18 protein-coding genes are annotated in these 22,406 nt (G+C 40.2%); 17 read left to right on the top strand and 1 reads right to left on the bottom strand.

Features of this window, described 5'->3' with window-relative positions:
• The 9 genes from ACWTVK_RS09500 to rplL all read left to right on the top strand — a co-directional run.
• Positions 1-132 (top strand): EF-Tu C-terminal domain-related protein (locus tag ACWTVK_RS09500; RefSeq protein ID WP_456046614.1); only part of this gene is annotated, 132 nt, incomplete at its 5' end.
• A 181-nt stretch (positions 133-313) separates the two neighbouring features.
• Positions 314-2,551: a nitric-oxide reductase large subunit gene (locus ACWTVK_RS09495; RefSeq protein WP_119207246.1), complete on the top strand. Its 2,238-nt coding sequence runs from the start codon at positions 314-316 to the stop codon at positions 2,549-2,551.
• A gap of 328 nt (positions 2,552-2,879) precedes the next feature.
• On the top strand, positions 2,880-3,029 hold the full coding sequence (gene rpmG / locus ACWTVK_RS09490; RefSeq protein ID WP_004693530.1) for a 50S ribosomal protein L33: 150 nt from the start codon (positions 2,880-2,882) through the stop codon (positions 3,027-3,029).
• 41 nt (positions 3,030-3,070) lie between these two features.
• Positions 3,071-3,292 carry a preprotein translocase subunit SecE gene (gene secE / locus ACWTVK_RS09485; protein ID WP_060924347.1) on the top strand — a complete coding sequence of 74 codons (222 nt, stop codon included), beginning with the start codon at positions 3,071-3,073 and terminating at the stop codon, positions 3,290-3,292.
• A 12-nt stretch (positions 3,293-3,304) separates the two neighbouring features.
• A complete protein-coding gene (gene nusG, locus ACWTVK_RS09480) occupies positions 3,305-3,841 on the top strand; it encodes a transcription termination/antitermination protein NusG (protein ID WP_456046638.1) in 537 nt (178 codons plus the stop codon).
• A gap of 101 nt (positions 3,842-3,942) precedes the next feature.
• Positions 3,943-4,368 (top strand): 50S ribosomal protein L11, encoded by a 426-nt coding sequence (rplK, locus tag ACWTVK_RS09475; protein ID WP_004693535.1) that lies wholly within the window; start codon positions 3,943-3,945, stop codon positions 4,366-4,368.
• A 76-nt stretch (positions 4,369-4,444) separates the two neighbouring features.
• Positions 4,445-5,155, top strand: coding sequence for a 50S ribosomal protein L1 (gene rplA, locus ACWTVK_RS09470; RefSeq protein WP_005385473.1), 711 nt, complete (start codon positions 4,445-4,447; stop codon positions 5,153-5,155).
• 174 nt (positions 5,156-5,329) lie between these two features.
• Positions 5,330-5,836 (top strand): 50S ribosomal protein L10, encoded by a 507-nt coding sequence (gene rplJ, locus ACWTVK_RS09465; RefSeq protein ID WP_060924345.1) that lies wholly within the window; start codon positions 5,330-5,332, stop codon positions 5,834-5,836.
• Between the two features lie 70 nt (positions 5,837-5,906).
• A complete protein-coding gene (rplL, locus tag ACWTVK_RS09460; RefSeq protein ID WP_005385476.1) occupies positions 5,907-6,275 on the top strand; it encodes a 50S ribosomal protein L7/L12 in 369 nt (122 codons plus the stop codon).
• Between the two features lie 49 nt (positions 6,276-6,324).
• Here the strand turns inward: rplL and ACWTVK_RS09455 are convergent, their stop codons facing one another.
• Positions 6,325-7,941, bottom strand: coding sequence for a phospholipid carrier-dependent glycosyltransferase (locus ACWTVK_RS09455; RefSeq protein ID WP_456046637.1), 1,617 nt, complete (start codon positions 7,939-7,941; stop codon positions 6,325-6,327).
• Positions 7,942-8,322: 381 nt separating this feature from the next.
• On the opposite strand from ACWTVK_RS09455, the gene ACWTVK_RS09450 reads away from it, so the two are divergent.
• The 8 genes from ACWTVK_RS09450 to ACWTVK_RS09415 all read left to right on the top strand — a co-directional run.
• On the top strand, positions 8,323-9,738 hold the full coding sequence (locus ACWTVK_RS09450; RefSeq protein ID WP_456046636.1) for an aspartate ammonia-lyase: 1,416 nt from the start codon (positions 8,323-8,325) through the stop codon (positions 9,736-9,738).
• Between the two features lie 330 nt (positions 9,739-10,068).
• On the top strand, positions 10,069-14,223 hold the full coding sequence (rpoB, locus tag ACWTVK_RS09445) for a DNA-directed RNA polymerase subunit beta (protein ID WP_456046635.1): 4,155 nt from the start codon (positions 10,069-10,071) through the stop codon (positions 14,221-14,223).
• 29 nt (positions 14,224-14,252) lie between these two features.
• Positions 14,253-18,455: a DNA-directed RNA polymerase subunit beta' gene (rpoC, locus tag ACWTVK_RS09440; RefSeq protein WP_456046634.1), complete on the top strand. Its 4,203-nt coding sequence runs from the start codon at positions 14,253-14,255 to the stop codon at positions 18,453-18,455.
• Between the two features lie 453 nt (positions 18,456-18,908).
• Positions 18,909-19,154 (top strand): L7Ae/L30e/S12e/Gadd45 family ribosomal protein, encoded by a 246-nt coding sequence (locus tag ACWTVK_RS09435; protein WP_456046633.1) that lies wholly within the window; start codon positions 18,909-18,911, stop codon positions 19,152-19,154.
• A gap of 76 nt (positions 19,155-19,230) precedes the next feature.
• Positions 19,231-19,605 (top strand): 30S ribosomal protein S12, encoded by a 375-nt coding sequence (rpsL, locus tag ACWTVK_RS09430; protein WP_004693554.1) that lies wholly within the window; start codon positions 19,231-19,233, stop codon positions 19,603-19,605.
• 52 nt (positions 19,606-19,657) lie between these two features.
• A complete protein-coding gene (gene rpsG, locus ACWTVK_RS09425; RefSeq protein ID WP_004693556.1) occupies positions 19,658-20,128 on the top strand; it encodes a 30S ribosomal protein S7 in 471 nt (156 codons plus the stop codon).
• Positions 20,129-20,143: 15 nt separating this feature from the next.
• Entirely contained in the window at positions 20,144-22,219 is a 2,076-nt protein-coding gene (gene fusA, locus ACWTVK_RS09420) for an elongation factor G (RefSeq protein ID WP_105083569.1), read from the top strand.
• Positions 22,220-22,269: 50 nt separating this feature from the next.
• On the top strand, positions 22,270-22,406 hold a 137-nt coding region (locus ACWTVK_RS09415; protein WP_456046639.1), incomplete at its 3' end, for a GTP-binding protein.

Raw genomic sequence — 22,406 nt, 5'->3', positions numbered from 1 at the left:
ATGCCTGGCGATAACGTAACAATGGATATCGAATTGATCACTCCAATCGCTATCGAAGAAGGTCTTCGCTTCGCGATCCGCGAAGGTGGCCATACAGTAGGCGCTGGCGTTGTAACTGAAATCGAAGGTTAATTTATACCTTTTTATGAAAATAGGACCCCTAGAAGGGTCCTATTTTTATTTATATTAATTTATATATTATTTATTGTATTTGTAACCAAAGATACAGAAATGTTCTTTTGGTAGTGTTACTATAATTTTAAGGAGAGCAAAGGCTCTCCTTTTGTGTTTTTATAGAAAAGGAGGTAATGTGATGGGTGAATACAAAAAGTATTGGATAGCCGTAGTAGCCGTTCTTATTATTGGTTTTTCAATTCTTGGTTATCTAGGTACTGATGTGTATCATCAAGCACCGCCAGTTCCGACTGCGTATGTATCTCAAGATGGACAGGTCTTGTTCACTAAGGAAGATATTTTACATGGTCAATCGGCATGGCAATCTACAGGTGGTCAATCTGTAGGTACAGTTTTAGGTCATGGCGCTTATCAAGCACCTGACTGGACAGCAGATTGGTTGCATAAAGAAGTATCCGTAATGTTGGATATTAAGTCTCAAGAGGCTTTTGGTGTTCTTTATAACCAATTGGGAACTGCACAACAAGCTGCAGTAAAAGAAGTTGTAAAAGAAGAGTATTTGGGCAGTGCAGTCCGCGAAGATGGAACTGTAGTACTTTCTCCAGAACGAATTGCGGCTATGAATGCAACAGGACGTTATTTTGTTGAGTTGTATGGTGATAATCCTGACTTGACCTTGACTCGTGATCATTTTGCGATGAAGGATAACACACTACCTGAGTTACAAGACCGCATTGATATGGCACGTTTCTTCTTCTGGACTACATGGATGGCATCTACACAACGTCCAGGGACAGATGCAACATATACAAATAACTGGCCACATGAACCTTTATTGGATCATAATCCAACACCTGAAAGTGTTGCTTGGTCTGTTGTGAGCGTTATTATTTTATTATGTGGCATTGGGGTAGTTGTGTGGCTATGGTCCTTTGGTAAAAAGGATGATGAACATGCATTGGTTCCACCAACAGAAGATCCAATTAGCAAGATTACTTTAACTCCATCTCAACGTGCATTAGGTAAATATTTATTTACAATCTTAGCATTGTTCTTATTCCAATTAGGGATGGGTGGCATTATTGCTCACTATACTGTAGAAGGTCAAGCGTTCTATGGTATTCCATTGGCTCAATATTTCCCTTACTCTATTGCTCGTACATGGCATATTCAAGCATCCTTGTTCTGGATTGCTATGGCATTCTTAAGCGCAGGTTTATTCTTGGCACCAATCATTAATGGTGGTAAGGATCCTAAATATCAAAAGCTTGGTGTGGACATCTTATTCTGGGCTCTTGTAGTTCTCGTAGTAGGTTCCTTCGCTGGCACATATTTAGGTGTAGCACATCAAATTCCAGCAGCGTGGAATTTCCTTCTCGGACACCAAGGTTACGAATATATCGAGTTGGGTCGTATTTGGCAGTGGATTGAATACATTGGTATTTTATTCTGGCTTGTACTCATGATACGTAGCATTATTGGTGCCTTCAAGCAAAAAGGGGACAAAAACCTCATTGCAGCCTTCATATTCTCCGTTATCATGGTAGGTATCTTCTATGGTCCAGGGTTATTCTATGGTGAACATAGCCATTTAGCGATTATGGAATATTGGCGTTGGTGGGTAATCCATCTTTGGGTTGAAGGCTTCTTCGAAGTATTCTCCACTACATTGATGGCATTTATCTTTGTTACATTAGGGCTTGTATCGTATCGTGCTGGTACAGTTGCGGCGATCTCTTCTGGGGCTATTTATCTCATAGGTGGTATCCCTGGTACATTCCATCATCTATACTTCACAGGTGTTACATCCACTATCGTGGCAACAGGTGCATCTTTCTCTGCATTAGAAGTTGTACCGCTCGTACTATTAGGTTATGAAGCTTTTGAAAATTATACACGTCTTCATAGCGCACCTTGGATGCATCGTCTAAAATGGCCTGTGTACTGCTTTATTGCGGTATCCTTCTGGAATTTAGTAGGTGCAGGGGTCTTCGGATTCTTGATTAATATGCCTGTATCCTTATTCTACATTCAAGGTCTTAATACAACTGCAGTACATGCGCATACAGCATTGTTCGGCGTATATGGTTTCTTAAGCTTAGGCTTTGTATTCCTTATTGCGCGTTACATTCGACCTGAAGTAGAATTCAATGATAAATTGATGAAGTTCGGGTTCTGGGCTCTCAATATAGGTCTTGCCTTAATGGTGCTCATTAGCTTGTTGCCAATAGGTCTTATTCAAGCATGGGCAAGTATTACACATGGTTTGTGGTTTGCACGTAGCGAAGAATTCATGCAACAACCATTGTTACAAAACTTGCGTTGGGCTCGTTTAATTGGTGATACCATCTTAATCGTTGGTGCAGTAGCATTCTTCTGGCAAATTGTGAAAGTTCTATTTTCGAAGAAATCTTAATCTATAAATAGATGACTTCTTAATCTGCTAATAGATGATTTAATGGGTATTAAATCATATTATTAATTCTATTTAACTGTATGAGTTAACAGCATAAAATGTATGAAAAATATGTGATGATTTAGTACCATATTATGGCGTTCCTTTCTAGACAAGGAACGCCATTTTTTGTTATACTATCCCTGTCAGGTACATGTGCCTGGCTTTTTTGAGTTGCTCAAAAATCTTGACATTGCTTGCTACGTATGATATATTTCTTTAGTATGTAGTCGAGCGTTTTCGAGTACAAGAGACAGATTTTAGTAAATAAAAAGCGAGGTGTATCCGGATGCGTAATGCCATTACTTTAGCTTGCACAGATTGCAAACAACGTAACTATCAAACGAACAAGAACAAAAAGAACAATCCTGATCGTATTGAAATGATGAAATATTGCAAATTCTGCGGTAAACATACATTACACCGTGAAACAAAATAATTCTTATCATTCATTACCTGTTGATTTGAGGATGTGAAACAATGGCAAAGTCTAACTCAGCAGTGCAGCAGCGTGGTGGATTTGGAAAATTCTTCCGCGGTGTGAAAGCTGAACTTAAAAAAGTAGTCTGGCCAACAAAAAAAGAACTCATCAATTATACAATAGTAGTATTCTTAGTGACGATTTTCATCGCCTTTATTATTTATATACTTGATGCAGTCTTTGCCCAACTTTTTAATACGTTGTTGCACTTTGTTGGATAAGGGGGCCATTTCATGGAAGCAGATAAGAAGTGGTATGTAATTCATACCTATTCAGGCTACGAAAATAAAGTTAAAACCACTCTTGAACTTAAAGTTCAGTCTATGGGTCTACAAGATGTGATTAGCCGAATTTTGGTACCTCTTGAAGACGAAATAGATGAAAAAGATGGGGTTAAAAAAGTAGTAAAACGTAAGATATTTCCTGGGTACGTATTGGTTGAAATGGAAGTTAACGACCGTTCTTGGTATGTTGTGCGCAACACACCAGGTGTAACAGGTTTCGTTGGCTCTGCCACTAAACCAGTTCCACTTTCTGATTCCGAAGTAGAACATATACTTAAGTCTCAGGGCTTGGATAAGAAACCAAACATCAACATCGATGTCGAAGTTGGTGAAACGGTACGCATTACGTCCGGGGCCTTTGAAGATAAACTAGGTGTTATTACCGAACTTAACCCTGAAAAAGGAACATTGAAACTTAATGTGGATATGTTCAACCGAGATACCGAGGTAGAGGTAGAGTTCTCTCAAATTGAGAAAGCTCTTTAATATATAAATATAACTCTAAAAAGAGCAATCGATTTTGGTTGCCAGTGGGAGGATGTATATCCGTTACCACCACAGTATAAGCATAGGAGGTTTAATTACCCATGGCTAAGAAATTAGTTAAACAAGTAAAACTACAAATTGAAGCCGCTAAAGCTACTCCAGCACCACCAGTTGGTCCTGCACTAGGTCAAGCAGGTGTTAACATCGTTGCTTTCACAAAAGAATTCAACGAACGTACTGCTAAACAAGCTGGCTTAATTATCCCAGTAGTTATTAACGTATATGAAGATCGTAGCTTCGACTTCATCACTAAGACTCCACCAGCTGCAGTATTATTGAAAAAAGCTGCAGGTATTCCAAAAGGTTCTGGTGTACCTAACCGTGATAAAGTAGCAAAAGTAGGTCGCGATAAAGTTCGTGAAATTGCTGAATTGAAAATGCCTGACTTGAATGCTAATACCGTAGAACAAGGTATGCGCATGGTAGAAGGTACTGCTCGCAGCATGGGCATTGAAATCGTTGACTAATAAGCGTACGACTTGCGCATAAGGCGCAAATCGGTGGGAGGGAATTCCCGTTTGACCACATAAGGAGGATATTATAATGGCAAAAGTAGGTAAGAAATACGCTGAGGCAGTAAAACTTATTGAAGCTGGTAAGTTCTACGAACCAGTAGAAGCAATTGAGTTGGTAAAGAAAACTGCAACTGCAAATTTCGATGAAACAGTTGAAATCGCTTTCAACTTGAATGTCGACCCTAAATACGCTGATCAACAAGTTCGTGGTGCAGTAGTATTGCCTCATGGTACTGGCAAAACTAAACGCGTTCTTGTATTCGCAAAAGGCGACAACATTAAAGCAGCTGAAGAAGCTGGTGCAGATTTCGTAGGTTCTGAAGAGTTAGTAGCTAAAATCCAAGGTGGTTGGAGCGACTTCGACGTAGTAGTTGCTACACCAGACATGATGGGTCAAGTTGGCCGTCTTGGTAAAATCTTGGGTCCTAAAGGCTTGATGCCAAACCCTAAAGTTGGTACAGTAACTCCAGACGTTGCTCGTGCAGTAAACGAAATCAAAGCTGGTAAAATCGAATACCGTACTGATAAAGCAGGTATTATCTCTTGCTCCATCGGTAAAGCGTCCTTCGATGAAGAAAAATTACTTGACAACTACCGTACAATCGTTGATACTATTATCAAGGCTAAACCTGTAGCAGCTAAAGGTCAATACATTAAATCTGTAACCTTGTCCGCTACAATGGGCCCTGGTGTGCCTTTGAACGTGTTCAAATTGAGCAACGTTACAAAAGAGCAATAATCACATATGTCTCTTAGCTGTAGACGGCTGGTATGTATAATGGATGAAAATCCGCCCGCTGAGGCTGACACTAGAACAATCTAGGACTAGTTCGACCTCATCGCGTGCGATGGGGTCGTTTTTTACGCTAAGATAGTACATAGAGCACCAAAAAATCTATAAGGAGGTAATCTAATGGCTGTCACTGAACAAAAGAAAGCAATCGTTGCTCAAATGAAAGAAACTCTTTCTGAAGCAAAAGGCGCTGTATTGATTGGTTACTCTGGTTTGACTGTTGCGCAAGCAACTGATCTTCGCCGCAAAATGTTGGCTGAAGGCGTTGAATACAAAGTAATCAAAAATACTTTGACTCGCATTGCTGCAAATGAATTGAATCTTGAAGGTTTCGCTGAGCATTTGGAAGGTCCAACTGCATTGGCTACTTCTAAAGAAGATGCAGTTGCACCTGCTCGTGTAATTGAACAATTCATTAAAACTACTGAGAAAGAAGTTGTAACAGTTAAAGCTGGTATCGTTGAAGGCGAAGTTATGGACGCTGCAGGCGTTAAAGCAATTGCATCTCTTCCAAACCGCGAAGGCATGCTTTCCATGTTGCTTTCCGTATTGCAAGCTCCTGTTCGCAACGTTGCATACGCTGTCAAAGCTGTTGCAGAAGCTCAACCTGCAGAAGCTGCAGAATAATAATTTCTGCGCATTATCAATTGGTCGCTTAAGACTGATACAATAAACTATTTTATGGAGGAAAACTAAAATGGCATTGAACATTGAAAACATCGTTGCTGAATTGAAAGAAGCAACTATTCTTGAACTTAATGATCTTGTAAAAGCAATTGAAGAAGAATTTGGCGTAACTGCAGCAGCTCCTGTAGCTGTAGCAGCTGCTGGTGGTGCTGAAGGCGGCGCTGCTAAAGATTCCTTCGACGTAATCTTGAAAGATGCTGGCGCATCCAAAATCAACGTAATCAAAGTTGTTCGTGAAGCAACTGGTCTTGGCTTGAAAGAAGCTAAAGCTATCGTTGACGGCGCTCCTGCACCTGTAAAAGAAGGCGTAGCTACTGAAGCAGCTGAAGCTTTGAAAGCTCAATTGGAAGAAGCTGGCGCAACTGTAGAATTGAAATAATTCTAGCCATAATAAAAGGCGTACCCTCGGGTACGCCTTTTTTGTTTAGTTACTGAATTTGATAAATTCTAGCTGCTCCGCTTTTACCAACTTCTATTGCTATTATATTGGTTGGGGAACTAGTAAATTCTTTGATATATTTATTTGGCACAATAATGATAGCACCTTTTTCTATGGATACTCTTTTTTCAAACTCATCTACTGTTATGGTTGGCATTAATGTTTTGCCTGCTGTCCATAGAGGGTTATCTGTAGTATGTACAAATACTTGTGTTGGTGTATCTCCGGTATAATACAAAATTGATGTATAGTATGTACTGTATATATAGGTAGGTTGCGTATTTGATTCAATATATGGTTTGAATTGAATCCCGGATTGATCAAATAAAATAGGAGTTACAGTTATAGTGATTGCCGTATATAAAATAGTTAAAGGTATAGTTAAATAAATTGATAGTGGTAACTTATTGTTGTTATACTGTTTTGCTAATAACGCAAATAACACAATTAATATTAATGCAACGATTAATGGTACTGAATTTAATTCAGGTGTTACTAGGCTGGCTACTAGGAATAAGAGGACATATATTGCTAATGGAATGGTAACAATATATTTAAAACTAGTACTCTTATTGTAAAAGCTATTTGTAATAGCCTCAGCTCCCCAGATAATACAAGGAATTATGGCTGGTAAAGTATAGGTTATATACTTGGTCGCTACTAGAGAATAAAATAATACAATCACTATAAACCAGATAGCCCCAAGAAGATAAAAATTTTCTTTCCATTTAATACTTTTGAGTTGATAAATAACTGATGGTGTCCAAGGTAACAGTGCAATAGGGACAATGATTAAGTAATAATACCAAACGTTAAATTTCGGATGTTCTGATACTAGTGCTCGTTCCATATTATGCAGACCTAAGAAACCAGATATGAACTCTTGACCGTGAATTGAATACATGGCAATGTACCATGGACTAGCAAGAATTATAAATAGGAAAATTCCAAAAGGATTAAATAGTAATTTAATATCCTTATTTAGAGAGTAGTCATCATTATTTTTTTGGGTAAACCATCGTATAGCAATAAATAGTAGTAGTATTAATCCAGGCAGAACAATACCGACCGGTCCTTTAGTTACCACTGCTAAGGCGGCTGCTCCGTAAGCTTTTACCATAGAATATTTGTCGTTCTTGGCAAAGGCTAGATAGGAATAGCCAAAGATGGCTAATGAAAAGAAAAAGAGAAAGCCGTCTGTTATGACTGCGTGTGAAATGTACCAAAACTGTAAGGCACTAAGTAAAATCAGCGCACTCATAAGAGCTATATGCTTAGATTCTTTAATGCGATATACAAGATGATACATAAGTGCTACACTGCCACCGGCAATAAGTGTATTCGGTATACGTGATGTAAAGTCAGATATGCCAAATAGTTTATAACTGATCATGAGTGCCCAATAGGTGAGGGGCGGTTTATCATACCAAACTTGGTCATATATCATGGGGGATATCCATGAGTTATGTTTTAACATTGTAATAGCAGATAACACATAGTTGGATTCTACCGGATCTGTTATGGGAAGATAGGCGTTATAGAAACCGTAACTCAGTACGGTCAATAAAAAAAGCGCACCTATGCGCAGCATGTGATTGTTAATCATAGTGACTCCTTACTTACATAGTTTATATTATTGTACTATAGGGCGTGTAATAATTAAACCGATGAAAGTTAAAGTTGGATCTTTTACAATACAGAAATAGTTACAAAAAGAATTATTTATGAAAAGAATTATTTATGAAAAGAATTATTTATGAAAAGAATTATTTATGAAAAAAATTATTTATGAAAAGAATTATTTATGAAAAGAATTATTTATGAAAAGAATTATTTATGAAATAATATATTGTATAGAATATTGTTTGTACAGAATACATGAAATAACTTTTATGTATACAAGATACATGCTATAATGAGCGCGTAAGATAAAACCGTTTCATTAAAGTACTATTTTAACTATAAAATAGTAGAAAGAGGATTTATTATGAGAAAAGAACATGATTTCCTAGGTGAATTAGAAGTAGCTGATGAATTATATTACGGTGTACAAACAATTCGTGCATTAGAAAATTTCCATATTACAGGTAAACATTTGGACCAAGACTTTATCAAAGCATTGGCGATGGTTAAAAAAGCATCTGCATTAGCGAATATGAAAACTGGTCGCTTAAACGTATCTATAGGTAAAGCAATCGTACAAGCTGCAGACGAAGTGATTGAAGGTAAATTTGCTGATCAATTCCCAGTTGACCCAATCCAAGGTGGTGCAGGCACTTCTGTAAATATGAACATGAACGAAGTATTGGCTAACCGCGCTTGTGAAATTTTAGGTCATCCAAAAGGTAGCTACGATATCGTAAGCCCTAACAACCACTGTAACATGGCGCAATCCACAAACGATGCGTTCCCTACAGCTATTAAGGTATGTGCTATTATTAAAACCAAACCTTTACTTGAAGCATTACAACGCCTCGTTGATGAGCTCGAGAAAAAGGCTGAAGAATACAGCGAAATCTTGAAAATGGGTCGTACTCACTTACAAGATGCGGTGCCAATTACATTGGGCCAAGAAATGGGTGCTTATGCATCTGGTATCCGCCGTGGTATTAGACGTATTAAATCTGCTGTTGAAGGTGCACATGTAATTAACATGGGGGCCACTGCAGTTGGTACAGGTCTTAATGCTGAACCTAATTATATTCACGACGTAGCGTATGAACTTAGTGAAGTTGTAGGTGAACCATTCTATACAGCTGAAAACTTAATTGATGCTACAAATAATACAGATATCTTTGCAGATATTTCTAGCGGTCTAAAGGTAACTGCTTTAGTCTTGATCAAAATGGCGAATGATTTCCGCTTGATGGCATCTGGTCCTCGTTGTGGTATTGGGGAATTAAAATTACCTGCACGCCAACCTGGTTCTTCCATCATGCCTGGTAAAGTTAACCCTGTTATTGCCGAAGTATTGAACCAAGTATGTTACCAAGTTATCGGTAATGACCTTACAATTACATTGGCTGTAGAAAATGGTCAATTTGAATTGAACGTAATGGAACCTGTATTGGCATACAACTTGTTCAATAATCTTTGCTACCTCAAAAACGGTGTAAATACATTTGTTGATAAATTGCTTATCGATCTTGAAGTAGACCGTGAACAATGCGAATACTGGTTGAATCGTTCCGTTGGTATCGTAACAGCATTGTTGCCACATCTTGGCTATGAAACAGCATCTTCACTTGCAAAAGAAGCCTATACTACTGGTCGTGCTATTCGTGACATCATCTTGGAAAAAGGTTTGTTGACTGAAGATGAAATTAATCATATTCTTTCTCCTAAGGAAATGACTCGCCCTGGTATTGCTGGTGCCAATCTTTTAAAACAAAAAGGCAACTAATATAGTAAGTTGTTTTGATACATGAATAAAGCATGAAAGTGAAAGACTGTCAACCCTTTTGGTTGACAGTCTTTTTTAATACTGATAGAATTATATATTGCAAAAGTAGCGTTTCCTGCTTTTGGATATAAAAACTATAACTTGAATAGTGATGAGGTTTTCTTCCAAGGTTGTGCTTGGTTAATGGAAAGCAAGGTTATTTTAAAAATAAAATGGGCCTTGCTTTATTTGGCGTTATCTGAGCAGGAAAACTGAGACCTGTAAGATGTCTTTTCCATGCCGTTATAGAAAATGGTAGACCAGTGTGTTTTGATAGGGGTGAAAGCAAATATGTTCAAACCTGAACAGGTAGGCAAACGAACTCGTTATACGTACGCTAAAATTAACGAAGTTATCAAGATGCCGCATTTATTGGACATTCAGCGTAAATCGTATGAGTGGTTCTTGGAGAGTGGTTTACAAAATATTTTCAACGATATTTCTCCGATTAAAGACAATTCAGGTAATCTAGTACTTTCTTTCGAAGGTTTCAGCTTAGGTGAACCTAAGTATGATATTAATGAATGTAAAAACCGTGATGCTACTTATGCAGCACCACTTCGTGTAAATGTTCGCTTGGTAAATAATGATCCAGAAAATATGGACATTAAAGAACAAGAAGTATTCATGGGCGATTTCCCATTGATGACTGATACAGGTACTTTCATCATCAATGGTGCAGAACGTGTTATCGTATCCCAATTGGTACGTTCTCCAGGCGTTTACTACAATAAAGAAATCGATACAATGGGTAACCGTTTGTACGATTCCACAGTTATTCCTAACCGTGGCGCATGGATTGAGCTTGAAACTGATGCAAGCGAAGTTGTTGCCGTTCGTATTGACCGTAACCGTAAATTACCAGCTACTGTATTAGTACGTGCATTAGGTTGGGATACTAATGAAAGCATCCTTGACCTCTTCTGGAATGGTAAAACTGATGAAGATGGTTTACCAGTATATGATGAACGCATCGTTCGTACATTAGAAAAAGATACAACTCAATCTGCTGATGAAGCTTTGGTTGAAATCTATAAAAAATTACGTCCAGGCGAGCCTCCTACTGTAGAGTCCGCTCGTAACTTGTTCGATAACTTGTTCTTCGATGCACGCCGTTATGACTTAGCGCGCGTTGGTCGTTACAAATTGAACAAAAAACTTGGCTGGCGTCAACGTATGTTGGGTCAAACATTGGCACAACCTATCGTAGATCCAGAAACTGGCGAAATTATCCTTGATGCAGGTGTACAAGTTGGGGAAGAACAACTTGATATCGTTGCTAATAGCCATGTATTCGATGGCGAAGGTTTCGCTGAATTCTACATCGTAAATAACGATGGTGTAGAGTCCAAAGTTATCTGTAATAACTGCAATTTGCCATTCGATCACCGCACAGTAACTCGCGAAGATATGATCGCTAACATCTCTTACTTGCTCAACCTTATGGATGGTGCAGGCCATACAGATGATATCGACCATTTGGGTAACCGTCGTCTTCGTTGTGTAGGTGAATTGTTGCAAAACCAATTCCGTATTGGTTTAACTCGTATGGAACGTGTTGTTCGTGAACGTATGACAATTCAAGAAATCGAATCTATCACGCCTCAAGCGTTGATTAATATTCGTCCTGTAGTGGCAGCAATCAAAGAATTCTTTGGTTCTTCCCAATTGTCTCAGTTCATGGACCAAACAAACCCATTAGCAGAATTGACTCACAAACGTCGTCTATCTGCCCTTGGTCCTGGTGGTTTATCTCGTGAGCGCGCAGGCTTCGAAGTTCGTGACGTGCATCACTCTCACTATGGCCGCATGTGTCCAATCGAAACTCCAGAAGGTCCAAACATCGGTTTGATCAACTCCTTGTCTAACTATGCGAAAGTAAATGAATTCGGTTTCATTGAAGCTCCATACCGTAAGGTTGAAAAAATCTATGGTACAGGTGAAGATGCAGACAAAGTTATCAAGGTTCGTGTATCTGATTCCGTTGTATATATGACAGCTGATGAAGAAGAAGGCATGACAATTGCCCAAGCGAACTCTCCAATCGATGCTGAAGGTTACTTTACTAATGAACACGTAGCTTGTCGTCGTGGTCATGATGTATTAGAAGTTACACCTGATAAGGTTGACTATATGGACGTTAGTCCAAAAGAAGTTGTATCCATTGGTACAGCTATGATTCCATTCCTTGAAAATGACGATGCTAACCGTGCCTTGATGGGTGCGAACATGCAACGTCAAGCGGTACCACTCTTGCGTGCGCAAGCTCCACTTGTTGGTACAGGTATGGAATATACAGCAGCTACTGACTCCGGTGTTTGCGTACTTGCCCGTGAAGCTGGTAAAGTTGTACGTTGCTGGGGTAATGAAATCCACGTTCTTCGCGATAGCGATGGTCGTGTTGATGTATACCGTATGAATAAATTCCTTCGTTCTAACCAATCCACATGCTTTAACCAAAAACCAATCGTTAATCGTGGCGACCATGTTGTAAAAGGTCAAGTGTTGGCTGATGGTCCTGCTACTGATGGCGGCGAATTGGCATTAGGTTATAACGTTCTTGTAGCGTTCATGCCTTGGGAAGGTTATAACTACGAAGATGCGATCTTGCTTAGTGAAGAACTTTGCAAAGAAGATATCTACACATCCATTCATATTGAAGAATACGAATGTGATGCGCGCGACACTAAATTAGGTGCTGAAGAAATCACTCGTGAATTGCCTAATACTGGTGATGACACTCTTAAAAACCTTGATGAAGATGGTATCATCTGCATTGGTGCAGAAGTACACCCTGGCGATATCCTCGTAGGTAAAGCTACACCAAAAGGCGAAACTGAACTTACTCCAGAAGAGCGTTTATTGCGCGCTATCTTTGGCGACAAAGAACGTGAAGTTCGCGACACATCCTTGCGCGTACCTCATGGGGAATCTGGTAAAGTAGTAGACGTTAAAGTCTTCACTCGTGAAAACGGCGACGAATTACAACCAGGTGTAAATAAACTTGTTCGCGTATACATCGCTCAAAAACGTAAGATTCATGAAGGCGATAAAATGGCGGGCCGTCATGGTAACAAAGGTGTCGTTTCTCGCGTTATGAGAAAAGAAGATATGCCATTCCTTCCAGATGGTACTCCAGTACAAATCGTATTGAACCCATTGGGCGTACCTTCTCGTATGAACATCGGTCAGGTTCTTGAAACTCACTTGGGTTGGGCTGTTCAAGGCTTAGGTATGAAAATCAAAGCTACAGACCTTCACATTCAAAATGTATTGAAAGAAGCTCGTACTGATGCATCTTATTGGGAACAAATCGACGCTATTCGCGGCTTATATGCTGAAATTGAAGAATTAGAAGCAAAAGCTAAAGAAGATGTGACAGTTCCTCATTTCGACATTGATGAAAAAATCATCGACTTGAAATCTCAAATTCTTGGCCATGTAGAATCTGCAGCGCAAAAGAAACTTGAAGCTCTTGGCGGCGAAGCTCGTTATCAAGAACTTAAAGCTATTGAAGCTAAATACAATGCACTTCATGTAGAATTCTTCGACTCTGAAGAAGATGCTCCAGAAATGGATCCAGCTCTTGTAGAAGAATTAGAAGCTATTAATAAAGTTAAAACTACATTGAACCATATTGAATCTGCTCGTGCTAAACGCGTTGAAATTCGTCAAGAACTCGAAGGCCTTGGTTACGATTATGAAACATATGGCATGCCAAAACCAGATGTAGCAGGTATTCATATTGCTACACCTGTATTTGATGGTGCGCACGAAAAAGATGTGTTTGAAACATTAGGCATTGCTGGTCGTTCCGATGATGGTAAAACAGTATTGTACGATGGTCGTACTGGTGAACCTATGGATAACCGTGTAACTGTTGGTTACGTATACATGCTTAAACTCCATCACTTGGTTGACGATAAAATCCATGCTCGTTCCACAGGTCCGTACTCCCTTGTTACACAACAACCATTGGGCGGTAAAGCTCAGTTCGGTGGTCAACGTTTTGGGGAAATGGAAGTTTGGGCTCTCGAAGCATATGGCGCAGCTTATACACTTCAAGAGCTATTAACTGTTAAGTCTGACGACGTTGTTGGTCGTGTGAAAGCATACGAAAAAATCGTTAAAGGCGAAAATATCCCTGAACCAGGTGTACCTGAGTCCTTCAAGGTATTGCTCAAAGAACTTCAAAGTATTGGTCTTGATGTAAAAATCTTGAATGAAGATCAAGAAGAAGTTGTTATGAAAGAACTTGATGACGACGATGAAGTGGTAGAAACTGGTATTGAAGAGGTTATGGAAGGCAGTGCAGTAGAAACTGACGAAGTAACTGTAGTAGAACCAGAAGTAGAGGAAGAAGCACCAGCTGACAATGGCGGTGAAGACGATATCCTTAGCCAATTGGCATTCCCAATGGGCGATTCCTCTAACGATGAAGACTAAAACTATCTATAAGGAAGGGAGCGATAGTAGTGCTAGACGTAAATGAATTCGATTCCATGCGAATCGGTTTAGCCTCTCCAGAGCAGATCTTAGCTTGGTCTCATGGGGAAGTTAAGAAACCTGAAACTATTAACTACCGTACGTTGAAGCCAGAACGTGATGGTCTATTCTGCGAACGCATTTTTGGACCAACAAAGGACTGGGAATGTCACTGCGGCAAATATAAACGCATTCGCCATAAAGGCGTAGTCTGCGATAAATGTGGTGTAGAGGTTACACGTGCAAAAGTACGTCGTGAACGTATGGGCCATATCCAATTGGCTACTCCTGTATCTCACATTTGGTACTTTAAAGGTATCCCATCCCGCATGGGCCTTATCCTTGATGTATCCCCACGTTCCTTGGAACGCGTATTATACTTTGCTTCCTACATCGTAGTAGATCCAGCTGGTACTCCATTGGCAAAACGCCAATTGTTGTCCGAGCAAGAGTACCGCGAATATGAAGCTCAGTTTAACGAAGACGGTTATACTATCGGTGGTAAATCCGTCGTAATCGAAACAGTAGCTCAACGTAACGAACGTTTAGCTATTGTTCGTGAAGCACAACGCAAAGAGCGCTATAATGCTGCTCTTCGCGATGATGCAACAATCCCAGAAGCAGATAAAGAATACGAAGAACTAACTCGTGAAGAGCGTTATGAATTAGGCGCTGCTGAAGAAGTTCTCTTCGCATGTATCGACATGGGTGCTGAGGCTGTAAAAGCTCTTTTAGCAGAACTTGATCTTGAAGCATTGAATGCTGAATTGCGCGAAGAATTGAACACTGCAAGTGGTCAACGTAAAATCCGTGCGGTTCGTCGTTTAGAAGTGGTAGAAGCATTCCGTCAATCTGGCAACCGTCCAGAATGGATGATTATGGATGTTGTTCCTGTTATCCCACCTGAATTGCGCCCTATGGTTCAATTAGATGGTGGTCGTTTCGCTACATCTGACCTCAATGATTTGTACCGTCGTGTTATCAACCGTAACAACCGTTTGAAACGTTTGTTAGATTTAGGTGCTCCTGATATCATTGTGCGCAACGAAAAACGTATGCTTCAAGAAGCTGTTGACGCATTGATCGATAATGGTCGCCGTGGCCGTCCTGTAACAGGCCCTGGTAACCGTCCATTAAAATCCTTGTCCGATATGCTTAAAGGTAAACAAGGTCGTTTCCGTCAAAACTTGCTTGGTAAACGTGTTGACTACTCTGGTCGTTCCGTTATCGTAGTAGGTCCTGAGCTTAAAATGCACCAATGTGGTTTGCCTAAAGAAATGGCATTGGAATTGTTCAAACCTTTCGTTATGAAACGTTTGGTAGAACGTGGTCAAGCATCCAACATTAAGGCTGCTAAACGCCAAGTAGAAAGAATTGGTCCTGGTGTATGGGAAGCCTTGGAAGAGGTAATCAAAGAACATCCAGTTCTCTTGAACCGTGCCCCTACATTGCATAGACTTGGTATCCAAGCCTTCGAACCAATCCTTTGGGAAGGCCGTGCTATTAAATTGCATCCATTAGTATGTACAGCCTTCAACGCCGACTTTGACGGTGACCAAATGGCATGTCACTTACCATTGTCCGTAGAAGCACAAGCGGAAGCTCGTACATTGATGCTTTCTAGCCATAATATCTTGTCCACTAAGGACGGTAAGCCAGTAGCAGTACCATCTCAAGATATGATCTTGGGTACATACTACTTAACAGTTGTACGTGAAGATACTCGTGATAAAGCAAAAACATTTGCTACTTATGATGAAGTAATGCTTGCATACGAATCTCATATTATTGGCTTGCAAGATATTCTTTATATCCGTTTGCCTGACCATGGCCGTGTAGAAACAACGGCAGGTCGCTTGATTTTCAACAATGCGCTATTCCCAGAATTGTGGCAATATGAAAAACGTGAAGATGGCACTTACTCTTTAGGTAAGGTTATGGATAAGAAAACAGTTGGTAAATTGGTTGACCAATGCTTCCAATTGTTTGGCAATGAAAAGACTGCAGAACTCTTGGACCGTATTAAATCCTTGGGTTACTCCTTCGCACGTCGCGCAGGTATGACTGTAGCTATTGCAGATATTAAAGTACCAGAAGTAAAAACTGGCTTGTTAGACACAGCGGAACAAGAAGTAGAAAAAGTATCTCGCTTGTATCGTCGTGGTCTTATTACAGAAGAAGAACGTTACCGTAAAACTATCCAATTGTGGACTCAAGCAACAGAAGATGTTACTGATGCCATGATGGATAATATGGCGCGCGATAAAGATGGCTTCAACCCTGTTTACATGATGGCTATCTCTGGTGCCCGTGGTAATAAACAACAGATCCGTCAGCTTGCTGGTATGCGTGGTTTGATGGCCGATCCATCTGGTCGTATCATCGACTTGCCAATCAAAGCAAACTTTAAAGAAGGCTTGACTGTATTGGATTACTTTACATCCTCTCATGGTGCTCGTAAAGGTTTGGCCGATACAGCGCTTCGTACAGCTGACTCCGGTTACTTGACTCGTCGTCTTGTTGACGTATCTCAAGACGTTATCGTTCGCGAGGACGATTGTGACGTTGTAGGTATCGATCTCGTTCGTGAACGCGCTCGTTTAGCTACATCTCCACGTCAAGCATTGGAATTATTGAAAGACAAACTCATTGGCCGTGTTCTAGATAAAGATGTAGTGAACGTAGAAACAGGCGAACTTGTTGTTCCTGCTGAAACTATCTTAGACGAACAATGCTTAGCTGATATTGCTGAATCTGGTGTTACATCCGTTGCATTGCGCGGTGCTCACTTAGGCTCTGATAGCGATATCAACCATACTAACTTGGTTCAAAAAATTATTCTTGGTGAAAGCGATGACAGCATCCGTGCAACATTAAAAGAAACTATGGTTCAAAATATGTTGAACAAGGATACTGTACATGCTATCGTTGACAGCGAAGGTGTAGAAATTTTCCCTGCTAACACACGCCTTACTGAAGAAGGCATCGAAGCTATCCTTAACTCCGATGTAAAAGAAGTACAAGTACGCAACAATGAAATTCACGGTATCGAAGTGGAAGCCATCGTTGAAGGTACTGGCGTTATTGAACCATTAAAAGATCGTATCGTAGGTCGTATTGCAGCTGAAGAATTGGTTAATAAAGAAACTGGCGAAGTTATCGTTCCTCTTAACGGTGAAATCACAGAACCATTGGCTGATGAAGTGGTAAAACACTATGAAACAGTTAAAATCCGTTCCGTATTAACTTGCCGCAGCCCTTATGGCGTATGTCGCAAGTGCTATGGTCGCGACCTTGGTACAGGTGGTCAAGTTCAAGTTGGTGAAGCTGTAGGTATTATTGCAGCGCAATCCATCGGTGAACCTGGTACTCAGTTGACAATGCGTACATTCCATACAGGTGGTGTCGCAGGTGACGATATTACACAAGGTTTGCCACGTGTCGAAGAATTGTTCGAAGCGCGTAAACCAAAACGTAATGCTATCATCGCAGAAAACGAAGGTACAGTTCGCGTTGTACCTAACGAAGGTAAAAAAGGTACTAATACAATCTTCATCACTGGTGAAGACGGTATTGAACTCGATTACCTAATCCCTTATGGTTCTCGTATTATCGTTAAAGACGGTGATGTTGTATCCTTAGGTGCACGTTTGACAGAAGGTTCTATTAACCCTCATGACATTATGCGCGTAATGGGTACTGAAGCAACTCAACGTTACCTCGTTTACGAAGTACAAAAAGTATATAAATCTCAAGGTGTAGAAATTAACGATAAACATATCGAAGTTATCGTTCGTCAAATGCTTCATAAAGTAAAAGTTGAAACAGCTGGCGATGCAGATATGCTTCCAGGGGATATGGTCGACGTTAATACCTTTGACGAAGAAAACCGTCGTCTTACTCTTAATGGCCGTGAAAATGCTACAGGCAAACGTACATTGTTGGGTATTACTAAAGCTGCATTGGCTACGGATTCCTTCTTGTCTGCTGCGTCCTTCCAAGAAACAACACGTGTTCTTACCGACGCTGCTATCAAAGGTAAAATCGATCCATTATTGGGCTTAAAAGAAAATGTAATCATCGGTAAATTGATTCCTGCTGGTACTGGCATGAGCCGTTACCGTAAGATTGAGGTTGTTAAAAACACACCTGAAATCATCGATATTACAGAAGAAACTGCTGTAGAAGAATAATCTATTGCAATAGAAGAGAGCGTGCCTTAGGGCACGCTCTTTTTTATAAATACTAAATTTCTCTGTTAAGATGAAATTTTCAGATAGAATAAATAAACCTATAAATTTAATAATATAGATATATTGAATATGGTTAATAAAATTGAACTAAAAAATGACTATTTATTTTTAAGCTATATCAATTATGCATACATAAAATGTGATTAATTAAAATAATATGAAAGTAATGTATAAAAATGAGAATAAAACAACCATTTTTGCATAAAAATTACATATATTGTTATATGATTCGCCGTTGTGAAACGCACGGAAACGTGTACATATAAAATGCAGTTGTATAGCGGTGTAGAGCATCGAAAAACGTTTGACATGTGTTTGTGTAATTGGTATACTTACATAGTGCTCAGGGGCAAGTATGCCTAAGTAGCATAATTTCGTAAGGAGAATTTTACCATGGACATTGCCCATCTGAAGTCGATGAACAAAACAATCGGTGCCAAGCAAACGTTGAAAAACATTGCACGAGGGACTGTGAAGTATGTGTTCGTAGGACATGATAGTGATGAAAGTGTAGTTGGACCTATACGAAATGCTTGTGCTGAACAGGGAATACCTGTGAATGACAAGTACACTATGGATGACCTCGGTCGTGCGTGTCGCATTAAGGTGCGGGCCACAGCGGTAGGTATCCTACGTTAATCTTGGTAATATCCGATGTAACACTTTGTTATGACGGATCAATTATAAATCTCAAATTTGGAAAGGAGGTGCCCAAATGCCAACAATTAATCAGCTAGTACGCAAAGGTCGCATGAGCTTGACTAAAAAATCTACAGCTCCAGCACTTCAAGAATCTCCACAAAAACGTGGTGTATGTACTCGTGTGTACACAGCTACTCCAAAGAAACCAAACTCCGCGCTTCGTAAAGTTGCCCGTGTACGTTTGACAAACGCTATTGAAGTAACTGCTTACATCCCAGGCATTGGTCACAATTTACAAGAACACAGTGTTGTACTTATCAGAGGCGGTCGTGTAAAAGACCTTCCAGGTGTGCGTTATCACATCGTTCGTGGTGCATTGGATACAGCTGGCGTACAAAACCGTATGCAAAGTCGTTCCAAATACGGCGCGAAAAAAGCTAAAAAATAATTTTAGCCATTAAACGAAACTAACACACATCATTATAAAGGAGGAATTGAACATGCCAAGAAAAGGCCCTGTTCCGAAACGTGATGTACTTCCAGATCCGGTGTACAACAGCAAATTAGTAACACGTTTCATTAACAAAGTTATGTACGATGGCAAAAAAGGCATTGCTGAAACTATCGTATATGATGCATTCGAAATTATTCGTTCCAAAATGGGTCAAGACCCAATGGAAGTTTTTGATCAAGCATTGAAAAATGTTATGCCTGTACTTGAAGTACGTGCTCGCCGTATCGGTGGTGCGAACTACCAAGTGCCAGTTGAAGTTCGTGCTGATCGCCGTCAAACCCTCGGTATTCGTTGGGTTGTAAACTACGCTCGTCTTCGTGGTGAACGCACTATGAAAGAACGCTTAGCAGGCGAATTGATGGACGCTTTCAACAATGCAGGCGCTGCAATCAAGAAAAAAGAAGATACTCATAAAATGGCAGAAGCTAATAAAGCATTTGCTCATTATCGTTGGTAATAAGAGGTGACAACTGTGGCAAGAGAGTTTTCCCTAGCAAAAACTCGTAATATCGGTATCATGGCTCACATCGATGCTGGTAAAACAACAACTACAGAACGTATCCTCTACTATACAGGTATTGTTCACAAAATCGGCGAAGTACATGAAGGTGCTGCTACGATGGACTGGATGGCGCAAGAACAAGAACGTGGTATCACAATCACTTCTGCGGCGACAACATGTCACTGGAAAGATCATCGTATCAATATCATCGATACTCCTGGTCACGTTGACTTTACTGTAGAAGTAGAACGTTCTCTACGTGTACTTGATGGCTCCGTAGCGGTGTTCAGTGCTAAAGGTGGCGTTGAACCTCAATCCGAAACAGTATGGCGTCAAGCATCTAACTACGGCGTACCTCGTATCGCTTATGTAAATAAGATGGATACAGTAGGTGCTGACTTCTTCAACGTAGTTGATATGATGAAATCCCGTTTGGGTGCAAATTCCGTAGCTATCCAAGTGCCAATCGGCGCTGAAGATACTTTCGAAGGCATCATCGATTTGATGACTATGAAAGCGGAAATTTACAAATCCGATGACGGTAAAGAATATGAAATCACTGATATCCCAGCAGAATATCAAGAAGTAGCTGAAGCTCGTCGCGAAATGATGATTGATGCTATCGCTGAAACTGATGATGATATCATGATGAAATATTTGGAAGGTGAAGAAATCTCCATCGAAGAATTGAAAACAGCATTGCGTAAAGCGGTTATCGCTAACCAATTGTTCCCAGTTCTTTGTGGTTCTTCCTACAAAAACAAAGGTGTACAAATGTTGTTGGATGCTGTTGTAGATTACATGCCAGCTCCTATCGACATTCCAGCTATTAAAGGTGTAGTTCCTGGTACTGAAGAAGAAACAACTCGTCCTTCTTCCGATGAAGAGCCATTCTCCGCATTGGCATTCAAAATCATGGCTGACCCTTATGTTGGTAAATTAGCGTTCTTCCGTGTGTACTCCGGTACATTGGAATCCGGTTCCTACGTTTTCAACTCCACAAAAGGTAAGAAAGAACGTATCGGCCGTATTCTTCAAATGCACGCTAACACTCGTAAAGAAATCGACATGGTTTACGCTGGCGACATCGCTGCAGCTGTAGGCTTGAAAGATACTACTACTGGTGATACTCTTTGTGATGAAAAGAATCCTGTAATTCTTGAATCCATGGAATTCCCTGAACCAGTTATCTCCGTTGCTGTTGAACCTAAAACAAAAGCTGACCAAGAAAAAATGGGTACAGCTCTTGCTCGTTTGGCAGAAGAAGATCCTACTTTCAAAGTTCGTACTGATGAAGAAACAGGTCAAACTATTATCTCCGGTATGGGCGAACTTCACTTGGATATCATCGTTGACCGTATGAACCGTGAGTTCAAAGTAGAATGTAACGTAGGTAAACCTCAAGTAGCATATCGCGAAACTATCCGTAAAGCTGTTAAAGCTGAAGGTAAATTCGTACGTCAATCTGGTGGTCGTGGTCAATATGGTCACTGCTGGTTGGAATTAATTCCTCAAGAACCAGGTGCTGGCTTCGAATTTGAAAATAAGGTCGTAGGTGGTGCAATTCCTCGTGAATACATCGGACCTGTTGAAAATGGTGTTAAAGAAGCTATGGAATCCGGTGTTATCGCTGGTTATCCAATGGTTGACATCAAAGTTATCGTATTTGACGGCTCCTACCATGACGTTGACTCCAACGAAATGGCCTTCAAAATCGCTGGCTCTATGGGCTTTAAAGAAGGTGCTCGCAAAGCAGACCCTGCATTGCTTGAACCATACATGTCCGTAGAAGTAGACGTTCCTGAAGAATACATGGGCGACGTTATCGGTGACTTGAACTCCCGTCGTGGTCGCATGGACGGCATGGAAGCTCGCAATGGTAACCAACATATCAAAGCATATGTTCCATTGAGCGAAATGTTCGGTTACGCAACAGACCTTCGTTCCAAAACTCAAGGTCGCGGCAACTACTCTATGACATTCGATCATTACGAAGAAGTTCCTAAGAAAATTGCTGAAGAAATTCAAGCAAAGAAAAACGGTTAATCTTACATTAGATTAATAGAATTACTATTTTCCTCGGAGGATAATTTAAAATGGCTAAAGAAAAATTTGAACGTACGAAACCGCATGTTAACATCGGTACAATCGGTCACGTTGACCATGGTAAAACTACTTTGACAGCTGCAATCACAAAAGTATTGGCTGAAAAAGGCCAAGCTGACTTCCAAGA

Source organism: Veillonella sp. Ser01 (assembly GCF_053850375.1).
This window is presented reverse-complemented; position numbering and strand designations above follow the sequence as displayed.